Source organism: Tunturibacter gelidoferens (assembly GCF_040358255.1).
Lineage (GTDB): Bacteria > Acidobacteriota > Terriglobia > Terriglobales > Acidobacteriaceae > Edaphobacter > Edaphobacter gelidiferens.
Genome location: NZ_CP132938.1, coordinates 4,741,257 through 4,755,856 on the forward strand (window position 1 = coordinate 4,741,257; position 14,600 = coordinate 4,755,856).

The window sequence follows — 14,600 nt, forward strand, 5'->3', positions numbered from 1 at the left end:
TAAAAGTCGAAGGCAAACGTTTTACAAGGTGCACGTGGATCACGCATTTTGATTGCGAGAGAAGTTGCTTCGTCCGGTTATGCTAGCGGACGGGGGGTTAGAGAAGCACGATGCTGGCACTATCCTTGCAAGTATTTCGAGGTATTTCTTGAAGGCTTCTGCGCTCGAATCCCAGCGATCCTGGATTTGGAAGACGATTCTCTCAGCGGCGCCGGTTTCGCTGGTGGTGGCGGAACTCTGGCGAGTCAATCATGGGGCCGATTTCGGAAAGTTGAGCGCTGTCTTTATTGCAATATCCGGCACCGCCGTTGCAGTTTGGGCGCTGTGGCGCGAATATAGCCGCGTAGAGAAGCTAAGAGGGGCCGAGCAGGCGCATTCACAGTTTCTGGCAGCCGCCGAGACCAGTCTGGATGCCTTTGGGCTCTTTGAATCTGTACGAGATGAAGCAGGCAGAGTCGTAGACTTCCGAGTTCTGTACGTCAATGCCAACGTTGAGAGACTGACGGGACGATCACGTTCTGAGCTCCTGGGACAGACTCTGTGCGCAGTGACTCCGATTAAGACCACGGGACCGATGTTCACGAGATTTTGCAGAGTTGTCGAGACTGGGGAATCGCTCAACGAAGAGTTTCCCGTAAGTTACCCGAGCGTCAAGGCAACCTGGTTGCGAACCCAGGTCGTCAAGCTCGGAGATGGGCTGGCCATCACCTTCAGCGATATCAGCGAAGCCAAGGCGACGCAGGAACGATACGCGCACCTGGCGGAGTTTACGGACTCTGTCTTTCAGAACGCTCCCTTCAGCATTATCGCGACCAATATCGCGGGAATGATTACGGCAATGAACGGGGAAGCAGAGAAGCTGACGGGGTATCGCCGCGAGGAACTAGTCGAGAAGGCTTCACTAACAGTGCTGCACGACGAACGAGAGCTGTTGGGTAGGGCGGTCGCGATCGACTCTGCCGCGACGTTGGAAAAGTATGGGTTCGAAGTTCTGACGACGAGGGCGGCCGCGGGAAAGATGGAGGAACAGGAGTGGACGCTTGTCCGACGCGACGGCGCACGAACGCCGATCAATCTGGCCATGAGAGCCGTAACCAACGAGGCCGGTGAAGTAAGCGGCTTTGTGAGCATTGCGTTCGATATTACGGACCGGCGCCAGATGATGGAGTATGTCACTCATTTGGCCACACACGATCAATTGACGGGACTGACCGGGCGCGCGCTTTTGCAGGACAAGACCTTTCAGACGGTGGAACTGGCGCGACGATATGGAACCAAGGTCGCTGTCTTTGTCATCGATCTCGATCACTTTAAACGTATCAACGACTCCTTGGGACACTCGGCCGGGGACCAGATTCTGATCGAGGCTGCGCAGAGACTGCGTCGCTCCGTGCGCAGTACCGATGTGGTGGCGCGGGTAGGTGGAGACGAGTTTGTTGTTGTAATGCCGGACATCACCAACGTGGACGACGTTGAACAATGCGCAGCCAATCTGGTAGCCGCGTTATCTCCGGAGATATCAATCGAAGAGCACCTGGTACGTGTGACCGCGAGTGTCGGAGTCTGCATTTACCCCGACTTCGCAAGCGATGCCAAGCATCTGCTCAAACGGGCGGATTCGGCAATGTACGCGGCAAAGGAGAATGGGCGGAGCCAGTTCCAGATCTTCAGCGAGAGCATGCTGAAGGAGACGGCAGAGCGACTGACGATGGAGCATGCACTGCGCCACGCATTGACGAATAAAGAGCTCAGCATGCATTATCAGCCACAGATCTCGCTGACCACCGGAGCCGTTACCGGCATGGAAGCGTTGCTCCGCTGGAATCATCCTAGACTTGGAAGCATCTCGCCATCGCAATTTATTCCATTGGCAGAAGAGACTGGACTCATTGTGCCGATCGGGGAGTGGGCCTTTATGACCGCATGCTGCGAGGGGAAGGCGCTGCAGGACGAGCTTGGGATGGATCTAACGGTCTCAATCAATCTGTCGCCACGGCAGTTTCAGCAAAAAAATCTCGTCCCTATTGTTGAACATTCCCTGTCGAAGAGCGGTCTCTCTCCCGAGAAACTACAGATCGAAATCACGGAAAATATGTTGATGGTCAACTCCGAGCATGTTCTGGACAAGTTGCAGAGAATGAGGGAGCTGGGAGTCCGTATCTCCATTGACGACTTCGGCACGGGATTCTGCAGCTTCTCGTATCTGCTGGAATATCAGGTCGACCGGCTGAAGATCGATCAGAGCTTCGTGAAGAAGGCCGGAACCGACGCCAATGCCGCGGCCGTGGTTCGAACGATTATCGCGATGTCTCACGGGCTAAATATTAAAGTAGTCGCCGAAGGGGTCGAGACCGATGAACAGATGCGATTTCTGTTGCGAAGGAAGTGCGACGAAGCGCAGGGCAACTTCATTGCGAAACCTGTGGCAATGGCGGAGTTCAGTGACGTGATACGGCAGTACGCCAACGGCCCCGCCGCTCGTGCCTCGGAGCCCGTTACCGGATTGGTTCGGTAGAGGACTTTTGGCACAGCGACGATCGCGACGGAGGTATACCTGAGCGCGACACAACAGCTGAATCTTCAGAAACTACTTGCGATTGCTAGGTCGTCGCCCGGCTGCGCTTGATCAGGTGGTAGATGCCCAACAATATGAGGGCACCGACGAGCGACATCAGAAAGCCAGCGGACTGATCAGGCTCATAGTGACCAATAGCCCGGCCGAGGAAGGTCCCGAGGAAAGACCCTGCTATACCGATCAACATGGTAATGAAGATGCCGCCGGGCTCTTTGCCTGGAATGATGAGTTTGGCAAGCGCGCCGACGATGAGACCGATGACAGCCGTCCAAAGCAGATGAAACATAGCTGATCCTCCGTGTTTGGTTTTCCGGGGCGGCCGGATACGTCTCGCTGGATGGGAGAAGGATACTCTTACTTTGTACCGACGCAAGAGTTTGATCTTACTGATTCGCAGATTTCGGTAAGAGAATGCAACGCGGAAATGCGCTTCATCTAATCAACAAGACAACCAGGTTAGAGCGTCGAGCGATGACTTAGGCGCTGCGGACGATCAGGTCGTTCTTCCAAAGAGCCAGGACCACGTCCATCTGGCTGTTGTGCGCGATGTCTTCGCCGTCGGTGACCTCAGCCCAGAGCGTAGAGACAGTCTTGTGGGTGCCTGCGTTGAGAAGCGCTACGGCACGAAGAGCATAGGCCTTGGCCTTGTTGGATGGAGCATATTGCCCGGCAGGAATTCCCTTTACCAGGCCGGCTTCACAAAGACTGAGGAAGGCGAACCGGGGGCCACCCTTTCGCTGGGCCGAGGGGCTGGTCGGATAGAGTTTTGCCGTCGCCTGGTCCCAGCGAGCTGCGGGCGTGATCGATTTGCCGTACGTATCCATGCGGGCCGCGATCAGAGCGGCCTCGCCGTATTTGTTCGCCATAGTATCTCTCCTGTGAGGATTGTTTCAGATCCGGTAGCAGGCGTGATCGCCGCTCGCACGCGATCGTGCGGTCGAGGCGGTCTCGCCGAAAGCTGCCGATCGATTGCCGAATCGTCCTGCGACGCTCCCGGTCTGGTCAGGTCTTTGAAGTTGGCTTGGTCGAACTTTGTTTCGTCGGGCCGGTGCCTGATGGGTCAAGTGCGGTGTCTTGCCAGAGCTTGATGCCGCCGTCGATCGCGTTTGTGTTCGCGCCCAGAATCACATGATTGGGCAGGGACTTCATCATCTTGGCGTTGCCACCGCCGAGGAGCACGGTGTCGCAGACCATCGCGGCCTTGAGGCGGCTAATGATGTCGAGGACGGACTTTCTCCAGCGCTTGACTCCGCGACGTTCGAGGCCCACGAGACCGATGTACTGTTCGTAGGTCAGCCCTTTTTTGTAAGGCAGATGAGCGAGTTCGAGCGGGATGATGACGCCATCGAAGATCATTGCCGAGCCCAGGCCGGTGCCGGTGCCGAGGAAGAGCATGCGCCCTCCTTTGTAACCGCCGAGAGCCTGCATCGCGGCGTCGTTGATGAAGCGGAGGGGTTTGCCAAATGCCTTTTCGTATGGAAAGTCGATCCAGCCTCCGCCGAGGTTATGGGGCTCGGCGATCGGACGATGGTGGACGACCGGACCAGGGTAGCCGATGGAGACGCAGTCGTAGGTCCATCCGGCGGTGGCGGCGAGGACGTCTTGGGTCATTTGTTCAGCGGTCATGGTGGGACCGGAGGGGATCTTGATAGGGACGCGCATGTCGGTCGAGGCAACCTTGATGTTGGTGCCCCCGATGTCGATGACCAGAACTTTCATTGAATTGGATGTTAGCAGCGTTGCGGATACCTTTGGATACTTTGGCGGAAGGTGATCAAAACGGACGCTCCAGACTTCCGGGGGGTACCCCCCTGGGGGGGTTATACCACTCAAGTATCGCTTTTTCAGCCACTTACAATTTAGCCTCTCTCTAAGATTAACATAGCAAAGGACTTATAGGCAAAAACTTCATTCCATTGGGGTTATAGCCTTGGTCACCAACACTCGACGTATTCGGTCCTTCACCCCAGAACCTAATTTCAATTTTACAGGATGGGACATAACTTATACGCCACGCCAAAAGCCTTACTGGACGCGGGTTTTAGCGCGTTTGGGGGTTGACAGCCATTTTTACAGGGAAGTTTGCCCATGTCTTTGCCTCTGTAAAAAAGTGGCGGGTTCTGTGGGTAGCGCTACAAAGGGTTTTCGGTAGTTCTCCCAATAGTCAAAGCGAAAACAAAGCGAATCTAAATTAATGAAGACATTATGAATCTTTTCGTTTGCATATTTTCTATCCGAATAAGTCTCTCAATACAATTGGTTTACATTTTTTAAGACATTTTTATTGACAGTAGTATTTGATCTGGTTTATTGTGGTGATGGGCACATATGCCCTAGGAATTGATAATATGCGTCGAATCATTGTGGCCACTCTCGCCCTGTCCCCCATGTTGCTTCACGCTCAGGCAAATTCGCCTGCAAAAACCCAGACCTCTGCCGCCAACCTGCGCGCTGAGCTGGTTGCCGCACCGTTTGCCGGCGCTGAGTCCGATCGCGGTTCCTCTACAACCGCGGCTCCTGTTCGGATCTCCACCGGAGTCAATGTTCCCAAGTTGATTTACACCGTCGCGGTCGAATCGGACGCCGACTTCGCTCCAACGACTCAGTTTGAGCGAACCGCTGTTGTTGCGATGACGGTCGACCCGAGCGGTAAGCCGACGGATCTAAAGATCGTTCAGTCGGTCAACCCAGTGATGGACCGTAACGTTCTGGCTGCGGTCAGTCAGTATCGCTTCACTCCGGGCACACTGGATGACCAGCCTACTGCGGTTCCGGTCAATCTGGCGGTGGTTCTGCGTGGAGCCCGTTAGTTCCCTGTTTGACTGACAGCCCTCCCTTCAGCGGAGATCGTTGATGTGGGCCTGGTTCAAGCTGAAAGGCAGACTCTTTTGAGTCTGCCTTTTTTGCGTTGCAAGAAGAGGCGTTATTGTTGGGAGGCTGGAGTGGCGGTGGGGCTGCTCTGCCCTTTGCCATTGGGATTTGGGCGCAAGACAAGGAAGACCGCGATCGCTCCAGCGATGACGCAGGCGATGACGATCAGCAGGATGGGGCTGCAGAAGGCTTGTCTCTTCTCAGGCGGCGGGGTGGGGGAGGAGGCCATGGGTGGTTGGATGCAGAATGTGGAGGTCCGCGTTTTTTTATAGGTGCTGAAAGGGTATATTTCGCGGGGGTTTTTGCGAAAACGTGACGGCTGCGTGAGGTCTTTTGACGGTGTGATCGTGGTGGGATGCGTGGTAAACGTGGTGAATCAATACCATCAAGATGCTAGATAGAAAATACGCCAGTTTTGTCGAATTTATTTTCGTCCACGGATGGGGGGTGCGAACCGGTTGCGCTTCGTTGGTGGCGAGAGGCTTTTCACTGGTGGGTTCCGGACCTGAAATGGCGGCTCTGGGGCTGTGGCAAGCGATTTCGCTTGATTGGCGGGAGTGCGGGGTGGGATACTTCGGGTGAAAATGCGATGAATCGACGCGCGCGGCCTGGGCCGAGAGGACCTGCGAGTGCTCCCCGGAGGGAAGCATGGCGAGTGTTGCTGGAGTGGGTGTTGATGAGGGCATGATCGCTCCCGGGGCTGCCGAGGAGTTGGCTGGACCGGCGCACGCTGAACTGAGCGCCACGAGGCCAGTAGCGCGCGGGGAGCGGATAAGCAGCATGGATGTGCTGCGGGGCTTTTCGCTGATGGGCATCCTGGTGATGAACATCTGTGAATTCGCTTATGGATTTCGTAACTATGCGTATCCTCTGAGCACGGTGAAACCGGTGTTCGATGGACTGCACTGGAAGATCAATACGACTGTGTGGTTTCTGCGCTGGATCTTTGCCGAGGGCAAGATGCGTGCGCTGTTTTCCATGCTGTTTGGGGCGGGTGTGATCCTGCTGACGGAGCGGGCGCTGGCGCGAGGAGCAGGGATCAAGGCGGCCGACATCTTTACGCGGCGGAACATATGGCTGGTGCTGATCGGGATGATTCACGGTTACCTGATCTGGGACGGCGACATCCTGTTTTACTACGGCGTGGCGGCGTTGCTGTTTCTGTTTCCCTTCCGCAATGTTCGGGTGAAGCGCCTGATGTGGACGGCGGGCGTCATTCTGTTTCTCAACTCCGTGCTGATGATGGGGGGGCAGTACGGAAGCGCATACAGCGCGAAGCAGGCCGCGGCGAAGGCCAATGCGAAGCTGGCGCAACACCAGACGCTTACTGAGGATGAGATCGGCGATCTGAAGAAGTGGCAGAGCACGCAGGACAGATGGCGTGCTCCGGACAAGAAGAAGTACGAAGATATCGCCGCGATGCAGAAGGGGTATTTGAAGGCGCAGGGGCACGTGGCTGGGAATGTGTTGATGGGCGAGTTGAAGGGCGCTTACTTCGGGTTCGGCGACTGGGTCGGGCTGATGCTTCTTGGCATGGCGCTGTACAAGAATGGTTTTTTGCCGGGCCGCTTAAGCTTGAAGACGTACGCGTGGATCGCGGTGATCGGACTCGGGGTAGGCTGGGCTGTGACGGGGGTTGGCGCGTGGAAGGCATGGGCGGGACACTTCGACATGTTCAAAACTCTGATCTGGATGCAGGCTCCATATGACATAGGGAGGATTGCAGGAGCGCTGGGGAATGCTGCGCTGCTGCTGATTCTGTTGAAGACGGGAGTGTTCAAGTGGCTGCTGGCACGGATCGCATCGGTCGGACAGATGGCGCTGTCGAACTATCTGCTGACGAGCATCACGATGAAGACGATCTTCGTGTGGGGCGCCTGGCACTGGTACGGCTATGTGGAGTACTACAAGATCTACTATGCGGTGCTGGGAATGTGGATCTTCAATATGGCGTTCAGCTCGATCTGGCTGCGGTACTTTGAGTTTGGTCCGATGGAGTGGGTGTGGCGTTCGCTGACGTACTGGAAGCGGCAGCCGATGCGGATTCGGGCGGTGGCTCCGGCGCCGGTGGTTGCCGACGCTACTGTTTGACCATGCGTCAACACGAGGTTCGCACGCAGCTTGGCCGGGTGCCAGTTCAGATGTTTGCGGCCAACGATCGCATGAACCAGATGCTGATCGAACATCTTGATCCTGCGGCGTGGAGAGCCAAGCCGCCGGCCAAACCGCCGGATAAGGCTCGCACCATTGCAGCGATCTTCACGCACGTGCATAACGTCCGCTGCAAGTGGGTCAGGCTTACGGCTCCGCATCTGAAGGTTCCACTACAACTGAACCGCGCGCACTGCACGCCGCAGCAGGCTCGTGAGGGATTGGCCGAGAGCGCCGCTCGCTGCGAGGAGATGCTGGCTGAAGCGCTGGGTGGTGAGGGCGGCCGCATCGAGAAGTTTCGCCGGGACGGGTGGGCTCCGGAGTGGCCGGCTGGCGTGGAGATGCTTTGCTACATGCTTGCTCACGAAGCTCACCATCGTGGTCAGGTGTGCATGCTCGCGCATCAGATGGGATTTGCGTTGCCGTATGAGGCGTCGGACGGGATCTGGAACTGGGAGAAGCTTTGGAGAGAGTGCGGGTGGCCTCGCGGTCCCGGCTACGGTTCTTAGATCATGTGGTTGCCTGCAGTAGTTTTTTTGGGTTGTAGACGTAAGTCAGGAACGCGTATCCCCACGGAACTGCGACGATGGGGAGTATGACCCACAGAAACGCGGAGGTGGTGCCTTCGGCTGATGAACCCGCCAACGTGCCCTTCGACCAGAGTGGGTACGCCACTACGATGAGCCACATGACTTTGTAGAAGACCTCGAGCAGCACGATCGGCAGCATCTTGAGAGGGCGAATGATTCCCAGGCCAGCCAGGGTGGCGAAGGCTGTCCAGAGGCACCAGGCGACGGCATCCATCGGCTCCCACGGTCCCTGATGAGTGAGGATGTGGGTCCAGGTTTGTTTGCCCAGCACGAAGAACATCAGGATGTAGAGCAGGCGCAGGAGATAGATGTTGATGAGGCGGACGCCATCGTATTTTGCGGAGGGTTGAAAGATGTACCTGGGGCTAAAGGTCATGGAAGTATCCTCGACTCGCAGTGCACTGCGCTTCCCGGTAGCACGTGCACACTAGACCAAACTCGGCTTGGGTGGCAGGTCTCTATAGATAACACACTGCAAGGTTGATACAAAGTACCACTTGGACTGCGGCTGTCTCGACTGAGGAGGTGGACCCAAAGCGCGGAGAGCGGGATGACCTTCGATCAGCTTGAACCGTCCGCAAATGCGCTGTGAACCATCACGATGTTCTTGACTGATGCAGGAGCCAGAGCATCCTTCCCTGATTGTCATCTCTCAGTGGCTTGTGATGCGGGACATTACGGTGTGGCGTCGCTGTTCTACATCGCTCGACGAATTGGTTGCGCCGGTTTGACGTGTCGTCATTTCACCTGGACATCAAAAAGGGTTATTAGCAGGGCAGCTTGGTCTGAGCTGATGGTGAGACCGCTCATGGTGGCTGGTGTCCCCCGAAGGCCGTCGAGCCGGCAGCCGCGAATATCCGCACCAATGAGCTTCACGTGTGACAGGTCCGCGCGGCTGAGGTCGCAGTCGCGAAAGATGGTGCCGGACAGATCGGCGCTGTAGAAGTCTGCATCGGTCAGGTTGCAGTTCTCGAAGACGCAGTGTTGAAGGCGCGCCATTCGCAGGAGAGCGAAGTCCAGCTTGCACTCTTTGAAGAGGACGCTCTTCAGTTGGGCATCGGTGAAGATAGCGCCGGTAAGTCTCGTTGAGATGAACTCCACGCGCTCGATGGAGCTTGCCTTCAGGTCACCGTTCGCCAGGTCGGAGCTTTCGATGCGGGAGTCGTGCAAGTGCAGCCCGTGTGCTTTTGGATCAGCCAGCGAGACGGAGTTTAGAAGACAGCGATCGATTCTCGCGGGTTGTCCGCGCGGACTTAGAAGCGGAGGCAAAGCCATGTCTGACCCTGTGGCGTCGCTTACCTGCCCAGATTCGAACTGCTCGGTAAAAGTCTCCGTGAGTAGATCAAACTCTATCTGCGGGGCGATGCGGCCCTTGGTCTTCGTCGCCATGCTTCCAGAATATCCTCACTGATTGGAGATGGTGGCGATGGACCCGTCCAGCTTGGTGAGATGCACCGTTAGTTTTTCGTTGTAGACGCGAATCTTGTCCTGCAGGAAGCTGATGGCGAAGGCCTCTCCGAGGCGGAGCGAATCGTCGCTGTCGCTGCGCCAGTGGATGCCTGCGTGAATGCCGTGGCCGAAGGTGATGTTGTGCGCGAGTTTGTTGAGCTCGCCGTTGATGGTGAGACTACCTGCGTCAGGGCCTGTGTAGGGGTTGAGCGAAAGACCGTCTGGTGCAGGCACCTGTGGGTTGGGGACGACGAAGTTTCCATCGTAGAAGAACTTGAGAACGGTGATACAAGCCCCGGCGACAGTGCCGTGACCGGTGGGGTAGGCGGGGTGAGCGGGCGATCCCTCAGGAAAGGCTTGCGAGAGAAACCAGCTGTTGTTAGCTTCATAGCTGGCTTTCAGCGCCTGCGAGTTGAGGAAGTTATTGTTCAGTCTGGCCTGAAGGCTGCCCAACTGGTTCGTCCTGGTGAGGTAGGCGATGCCGCCGCTGGACTCAGGCCGTGGACGCAGGTGAACGAACCACTTTTGATACCAGACCGTGTCGAGAACGCGGGCTGCAACTTCGCCGATGGTTGCAGAGATGTCGGGGCCACCTAGTGTGTCGAATCCATTTTGAGTGCGGGAGGTTGCGTAGGGATTGCCTGGATTGAGGGGTACGCCGAGGGTGTTCATGACGAGAAACGCGACGAAGTATGCCTGAAAGAGCACGTCGACGTGGGTCCACGCGGCGAGTCCACGGCCGTTTTGCAGGAAGCGAACGTTGGGGTCCGCTTGATTGGTGAGGCCTGTATTGATCCCGTTCTGGACTTGCAGGAATGAATCGGGATCCAGCATGTAGTTGAGACCGGCCTGATAGGTTATGTACTGATTGGTGAGGGGCAAGGGTCCGAAGAAGCTGGGTGTGATGATCAGCTGCGAGATATAGGGCCCAAGTGTCTCGCCTGGGTAGGAGCCGCGGAAGAGCAGATTGGGTGTGACCTGACCGGAATGCGTTCGCGGCCCGGCGTAGCTGGGCATGCTGGTCAGCTCGGCGCAGGCCGCGGCGGCTACGGGGCTGGTTTGGTAATCGGTGAAGGCTGTGTCGCGCAGCAGCGAGCACCAGTAGAGCTCGGTGAGCTCGGTACCCCAGGCGGGGCTGGAGAAGGCTGGCGGCGCTGGAACGATGACTTCGGTCTCCTGGTTGTGAGGAGAGGGTGAACTGCCGAATTGATGCGAGTCGGTTCCTTCGAGCGTGAAGGCTAACCCACCCTGTGGCCCATTCAGGGTGCGGGTTCCTCCGATGATGATGTTCTCGAAGTCCGATGGTTTGCCGCTGGCCAGAGCGGTCGTGAAGGTTCGATAAGCGGCGGGGTTTACCAAGCCGATCGAATCCTGAAGGACGACTTTGGTGTAGGTGGCCGAACCGTCGGAATAACGCTGCTGATCTCCGTTAGTTTGATGGGAAGGAATTGGAACAAGAGCCTGAGCGATCGCCGCGTTGAGACGGATCGCAAACGATGCCTGGACTCGCGGATTGCTTGGTATGCCGAAGCCGCTCGCGGTAGTCTGAACCGTCGCATGCTTGACATAACTAGTATCCCGCCTTCCTTACAGGATCTCGTGTCCTCGCATGCCAACCCTCAACCCAACCTCAACCAACATAACCGCCGCAAGTTCCTGAGTCAGATCGGGGGAACGTTGTAGCACCGGCCTGGGCAAGGCACAATCGAAAAGTCAGAGTTGCACCAAAAAATGGCGCTTCGCAGTCAGGACAGCCGGGCTGAATTAATGTTGTGAGCTACGGGGCGAGCCCTCTTTGAAGCCTCTGATTACGGATGTTCGGCGGCGGCTTTCAAGTTGGCGAGCCCCTTGTCGAAGTCGGGGCCGATCACTTTGTCCATTGAGGTAAAGACGCTCATCAGCTTGCCGGGGAAGAAGTTCATCGGGCCGTTCATGATCCAGTTGACGCGGGTGTCGGAGCCTTGCGGTTCGAGCACGAAGCTTGTTTTTCGCTTACGTTTGGTTCCGCACAGCAGGCACGCTAGATCATTGCTTCGAGGCGCACGTAGCTTGCTTCCATACCGTGTTCCATGCCTGTCGCCAGCATCGTTGCTCGCGTTTTCTCATCGGGTAGCGTCATCCGGATCGTCATCAAGGTTCCTTCGCCGTCCTGATCGAAGGTGGTTTCAACGTGGTTGTCGGGCGTGGGATCCGGCAGGTGCATCCGTTCGACGTGCACGATTCTGTTGAAAGGGTTCAGCTCAAGGTACTCACCCGTTATGTGGAATCCGGCGCCTTTGCCGTTGGTCCACTCGTAGCGGAACTTCCCTCCGGGCTTCGCGTCGTTGATGCAGACAGGCATGCTCCAGCCTTCAGGGCCGAGCAGCCACTTTTGTAACAACTTCGGATCGGTGTGCGCGCGATACAGCGCTTCCGGCGGCGCATCAAAGCGCCTCGTCACAATCACATGGGTATCGCCTTCCGTCTTCAACGTCATCTTGCTCATCGCATCTCTCCTCTCTTCTTTGTGTCGATAGCGGCCAGAACTCCGTCCAGCCGGTCGTAGTTCTTCTCAAGCGCAGTGCGGAGCATTCCAAGCCATTGATTCATCGCTTCGATTCCCTCCTTCGCGAGACGACGGGGGCGCTTTGTGCCTTCCACCCGTCGCATGATCAGCCCAGCATCTTCGAGCACTTTGAGATGTTGCGAGATCGCCGGTTGCGACATCTCGAAGGGACGTGCCAGTTCATTGACCGTGGCCTCGCCCAGTGAGAGCCGCGCCAGAATCGCCCGGCGAGTTGGGTCAGCTAAGGCCGAGAACTTTGTATCGAGGCCATTCATAGGTTATAACTTATATAAGTAATAACTTATTGTCAAGATTTAAGTTTCATCATATGCGGAGAGTCGCTATTGACGGGTGGCTCCGGCTGTTTTCCATCTCACCCTTTGGAGAGTGCGCGAAGGATGGGGCACCCGATTATTTCTGGTTGGTTGAAATTGATGAAACCAAGGTGGGCTACCCGCCGTCGAAGTTTTGTGCGATGACCTGCTCGCGCGAATGGACGTAGGCAGCGAAGAGGTCAATGCACCACCAGCAAGCTTTTTCCAACATCGTGATTGAAAGCTCAGGAGGATTTATGGCAACAGCCGTCGCAGCAGCAACGATGAAGGTGGCTCAAGTTTCCGCGGCCGGCGGAGATTTTCAGATTGTGGAGCGTGCGATTCCTAACCCAGATGCGGGGCATATAAGGATCAAGGTGCTGGCCTGCGGGGTTTGTCACAGTGATGCGATGACGAAAGAAGGTGCGTGGCCGGGCATTCAGTATCCGCGGGCTCCTGGACATGAGGTGGCAGGCGTTGTCGATGAGGTGGGTGCGGGGGTATCGACGTGGAAGAAGGGGCAGCGCGTCGGTGTCGGCTGGCATGGCGGCCATGACAACACGTGTCTCTCGTGTCGGCGTGGTGATTTTGGCAACTGCTCGAATATGAAGATTCCGGGCATCAGCTATGACGGCGGGTACCAGGAATACATGGTGGCTCCGGTGGAGGCATTGGTGGCGATACCGGATAGTCTGGGTGACGTTGAAGCGGCGCCTCTGCTCTGCGCGGGGATTACTACCTTCAACGCGCTGCGGCACAGCGGTGCACTGCCCAGCGACCTCGTTGCGGTTCAGGGTATCGGCGGTCTCGGTCACCTTGGAATTCAGTTTGCGAGCAAGTTTGGTTATAACGTTGCGGCGATCGGGCGTGGACCGGAGAACGCGGCGCTTGCGAAGAAGCTTGGAGCGAATGTGTACATCGACAGCAAAGCGACGAACGCTGCCGAGGAGTTACAAAAGCTGGGCGGGGCAAAGGTGATTTTGGCGACCGCTCCGAGTTCGAAGGCGATGTCTGAGTTGATCAATGGGCTGGGGCCGAACGGCAAGCTTATGGTGATTGGTGCCAGCTTCGATCCCATTGAGGTCACGCCAATACAGCTCATCACTTCTAGCCGAACGATTCAAGGGTGGGCTTCGGGAACACCAACTGACTCCGAGGACACACTGCGCTTCGCAGAGCTGACCGGCGTGCGGCCCATGATTGAAACCTATCCGCTCGAAAAAGCAGCCGAGGCTTATGCGCGGATGATGAGCGGGAATGCACAGTTTCGCGTGGTGCTGACGATGTAGCGTGACCGAGGTCCTGAATTCATCCATTGACCTGGGGCTAATTCGGGTCTAGTGTAGACGTGCCTTAGAAGAGGAATTTAGGAGGCGTTCATGCGTCGATCCCTTTGTCTTCTGTGTCTACTGGTTTTTGGCGGTTGCCTTGCGGCTCAGGCCGATCCACTCGTGACGGTTACCGTCAACTTCGTCTACCACAACTTCGACGACACGGGCTCGACCACCTTCTCGTTCGATCCGGACAAGGTGTTCTTCTATCTCCACCCAAATTACCAGTTTGATTTCTTGTATCCCCTCATTCAGTCGCCCGAGTTTCCGAGCCCGAGCAGCTTCGACACAGTGGATTTCTTTGGCGGCTCGCTCGCGTTCACCAACTTTGGACCAAATTTCATCTACGATTTCGAAATCGACGGTACCTGCCAGGACATCCCCCCTCTCGCCGGCACCGGGGCGGTGCCTACCTTCGTAACAACGACCTGCTATGGCAGCGGCGTTCGCGATTCTATCGGCGGGGACCAGACAGAGGTGGTCGAGGAGATTACCTCGCTGGACTTCGTGGTGACGGGAGGTGAGGCCACACCTGAGCCGTCGAGCCTTGTCCTGCTCGGTACCGGCCTTGCCGGTCTCTTGCAAATTGGCTTCAGCCGCATGCGAGCTGCCCGAAGAGCTTCCTAGCGGCGGCGGCTCCTGCGGACTGCGCTAACACTCGCGACGGGTGGCTCGCGAATCATTTGGTACGCGCAGTTGGGCTGGCGAACATTTAGGTTCTGCCAAGAGAAGCGGTGCTAGCGTGGCGTGAATGCCCACATCTCACAATCGAGA

The 14,600-nt window shown here is 56.8% G+C and carries 16 protein-coding genes; 6 read left to right on the forward strand and 10 right to left on the reverse strand.

Annotated elements, in window-relative coordinates; genetic code table 11:
• Positions 1-148: 148 nt before the first annotated feature.
• Positions 149-2,515 (forward strand): sensor domain-containing protein, encoded by a 2,367-nt coding sequence (locus tag RBB81_RS20460; protein WP_353071911.1) that lies wholly within the window; start codon positions 149-151, stop codon positions 2,513-2,515.
• Between the two features lie 85 nt (positions 2,516-2,600).
• Here the strand turns inward: RBB81_RS20460 and RBB81_RS20465 are convergent, their stop codons facing one another.
• The 3 genes from RBB81_RS20465 to RBB81_RS20475 all read right to left on the reverse strand — a co-directional run bounded on the left by RBB81_RS20465 (position 2,601) and on the right by RBB81_RS20475 (position 4,294).
• The gene (locus tag RBB81_RS20465) at positions 2,601-2,861 is read right to left on the reverse strand and encodes a GlsB/YeaQ/YmgE family stress response membrane protein (protein ID WP_353071912.1); all 261 of its coding nucleotides are present in this window, start codon (positions 2,859-2,861) and stop codon (positions 2,601-2,603) included.
• A gap of 190 nt (positions 2,862-3,051) precedes the next feature.
• Positions 3,052-3,441, reverse strand: a complete 390-nt coding sequence (locus RBB81_RS20470) for a DUF6979 family protein (RefSeq protein ID WP_179585079.1) — start codon at positions 3,439-3,441, stop codon at positions 3,052-3,054.
• A 136-nt stretch (positions 3,442-3,577) separates the two neighbouring features.
• Positions 3,578-4,294, reverse strand: a complete 717-nt coding sequence (locus tag RBB81_RS20475) for an ROK family protein (protein ID WP_179585080.1) — start codon at positions 4,292-4,294, stop codon at positions 3,578-3,580.
• Between the two features lie 629 nt (positions 4,295-4,923).
• Between RBB81_RS20475 and RBB81_RS20480 the strand changes: the two genes are divergently transcribed.
• The gene (locus tag RBB81_RS20480) at positions 4,924-5,385 is read left to right on the forward strand and encodes a TonB family protein (protein ID WP_179585081.1); all 462 of its coding nucleotides are present in this window, start codon (positions 4,924-4,926) and stop codon (positions 5,383-5,385) included.
• Between the two features lie 113 nt (positions 5,386-5,498).
• Here the strand turns inward: RBB81_RS20480 and RBB81_RS20485 are convergent, their stop codons facing one another.
• On the reverse strand, positions 5,499-5,675 hold the full coding sequence (locus RBB81_RS20485) for a hypothetical protein (protein WP_179585082.1): 177 nt from the start codon (positions 5,673-5,675) through the stop codon (positions 5,499-5,501).
• Between the two features lie 419 nt (positions 5,676-6,094).
• Here RBB81_RS20485 and RBB81_RS20490 point away from each other — a divergent pair, with 419 nt between their 5' ends.
• Complete coding sequence (locus RBB81_RS20490) at positions 6,095-7,537, forward strand: DUF418 domain-containing protein (protein WP_353071913.1); 1,443 nt, start codon at positions 6,095-6,097, stop codon at positions 7,535-7,537.
• A 2-nt stretch (positions 7,538-7,539) separates the two neighbouring features.
• Positions 7,540-8,106 carry a DinB family protein gene (locus RBB81_RS20495; protein WP_179585084.1) on the forward strand — a complete coding sequence of 189 codons (567 nt, stop codon included), beginning with the start codon at positions 7,540-7,542 and terminating at the stop codon, positions 8,104-8,106.
• Between the two features lies 1 nt (position 8,107).
• On the opposite strand, the gene RBB81_RS20500 is transcribed toward RBB81_RS20495, so the two are convergent.
• The 6 genes from RBB81_RS20500 to RBB81_RS20525 form a co-directional block, all read right to left on the reverse strand.
• Positions 8,108-8,563, reverse strand: a complete 456-nt coding sequence (locus RBB81_RS20500) for a hypothetical protein (protein ID WP_353071914.1) — start codon at positions 8,561-8,563, stop codon at positions 8,108-8,110.
• Positions 8,564-8,925: 362 nt separating this feature from the next.
• Positions 8,926-9,576 carry a pentapeptide repeat-containing protein gene (locus tag RBB81_RS20505; RefSeq protein ID WP_353071915.1) on the reverse strand — a complete coding sequence of 217 codons (651 nt, stop codon included), beginning with the start codon at positions 9,574-9,576 and terminating at the stop codon, positions 8,926-8,928.
• A 15-nt stretch (positions 9,577-9,591) separates the two neighbouring features.
• Positions 9,592-10,995, reverse strand: coding sequence for a vanadium-dependent haloperoxidase (locus RBB81_RS20510; RefSeq protein ID WP_353071916.1), 1,404 nt, complete (start codon positions 10,993-10,995; stop codon positions 9,592-9,594).
• A 449-nt stretch (positions 10,996-11,444) separates the two neighbouring features.
• Positions 11,445-11,612, reverse strand: a complete 168-nt coding sequence (locus RBB81_RS20515; RefSeq protein ID WP_353071917.1) for a hypothetical protein — start codon at positions 11,610-11,612, stop codon at positions 11,445-11,447.
• A 44-nt stretch (positions 11,613-11,656) separates the two neighbouring features.
• Entirely contained in the window at positions 11,657-12,121 is a 465-nt protein-coding gene (locus tag RBB81_RS20520) for an SRPBCC domain-containing protein (protein ID WP_353071918.1), read from the reverse strand.
• Positions 12,118-12,456, reverse strand: a complete 339-nt coding sequence (locus tag RBB81_RS20525; RefSeq protein WP_179585092.1) for an ArsR/SmtB family transcription factor — start codon at positions 12,454-12,456, stop codon at positions 12,118-12,120. Before RBB81_RS20525 ends, RBB81_RS20520 begins: the two co-directional genes overlap by 4 nt.
• A 296-nt stretch (positions 12,457-12,752) precedes the next feature.
• On the opposite strand from RBB81_RS20525, the gene RBB81_RS20530 reads away from it, so the two are divergent.
• Positions 12,753-13,784, forward strand: a complete 1,032-nt coding sequence (locus RBB81_RS20530; RefSeq protein WP_353071919.1) for an alcohol dehydrogenase — start codon at positions 12,753-12,755, stop codon at positions 13,782-13,784.
• 90 nt (positions 13,785-13,874) lie between these two features.
• Entirely contained in the window at positions 13,875-14,453 is a 579-nt protein-coding gene (locus RBB81_RS20535; protein ID WP_179585093.1) for a PEP-CTERM sorting domain-containing protein, read from the forward strand.
• The last annotated feature ends 147 nt before the right edge of the window (positions 14,454-14,600 follow it).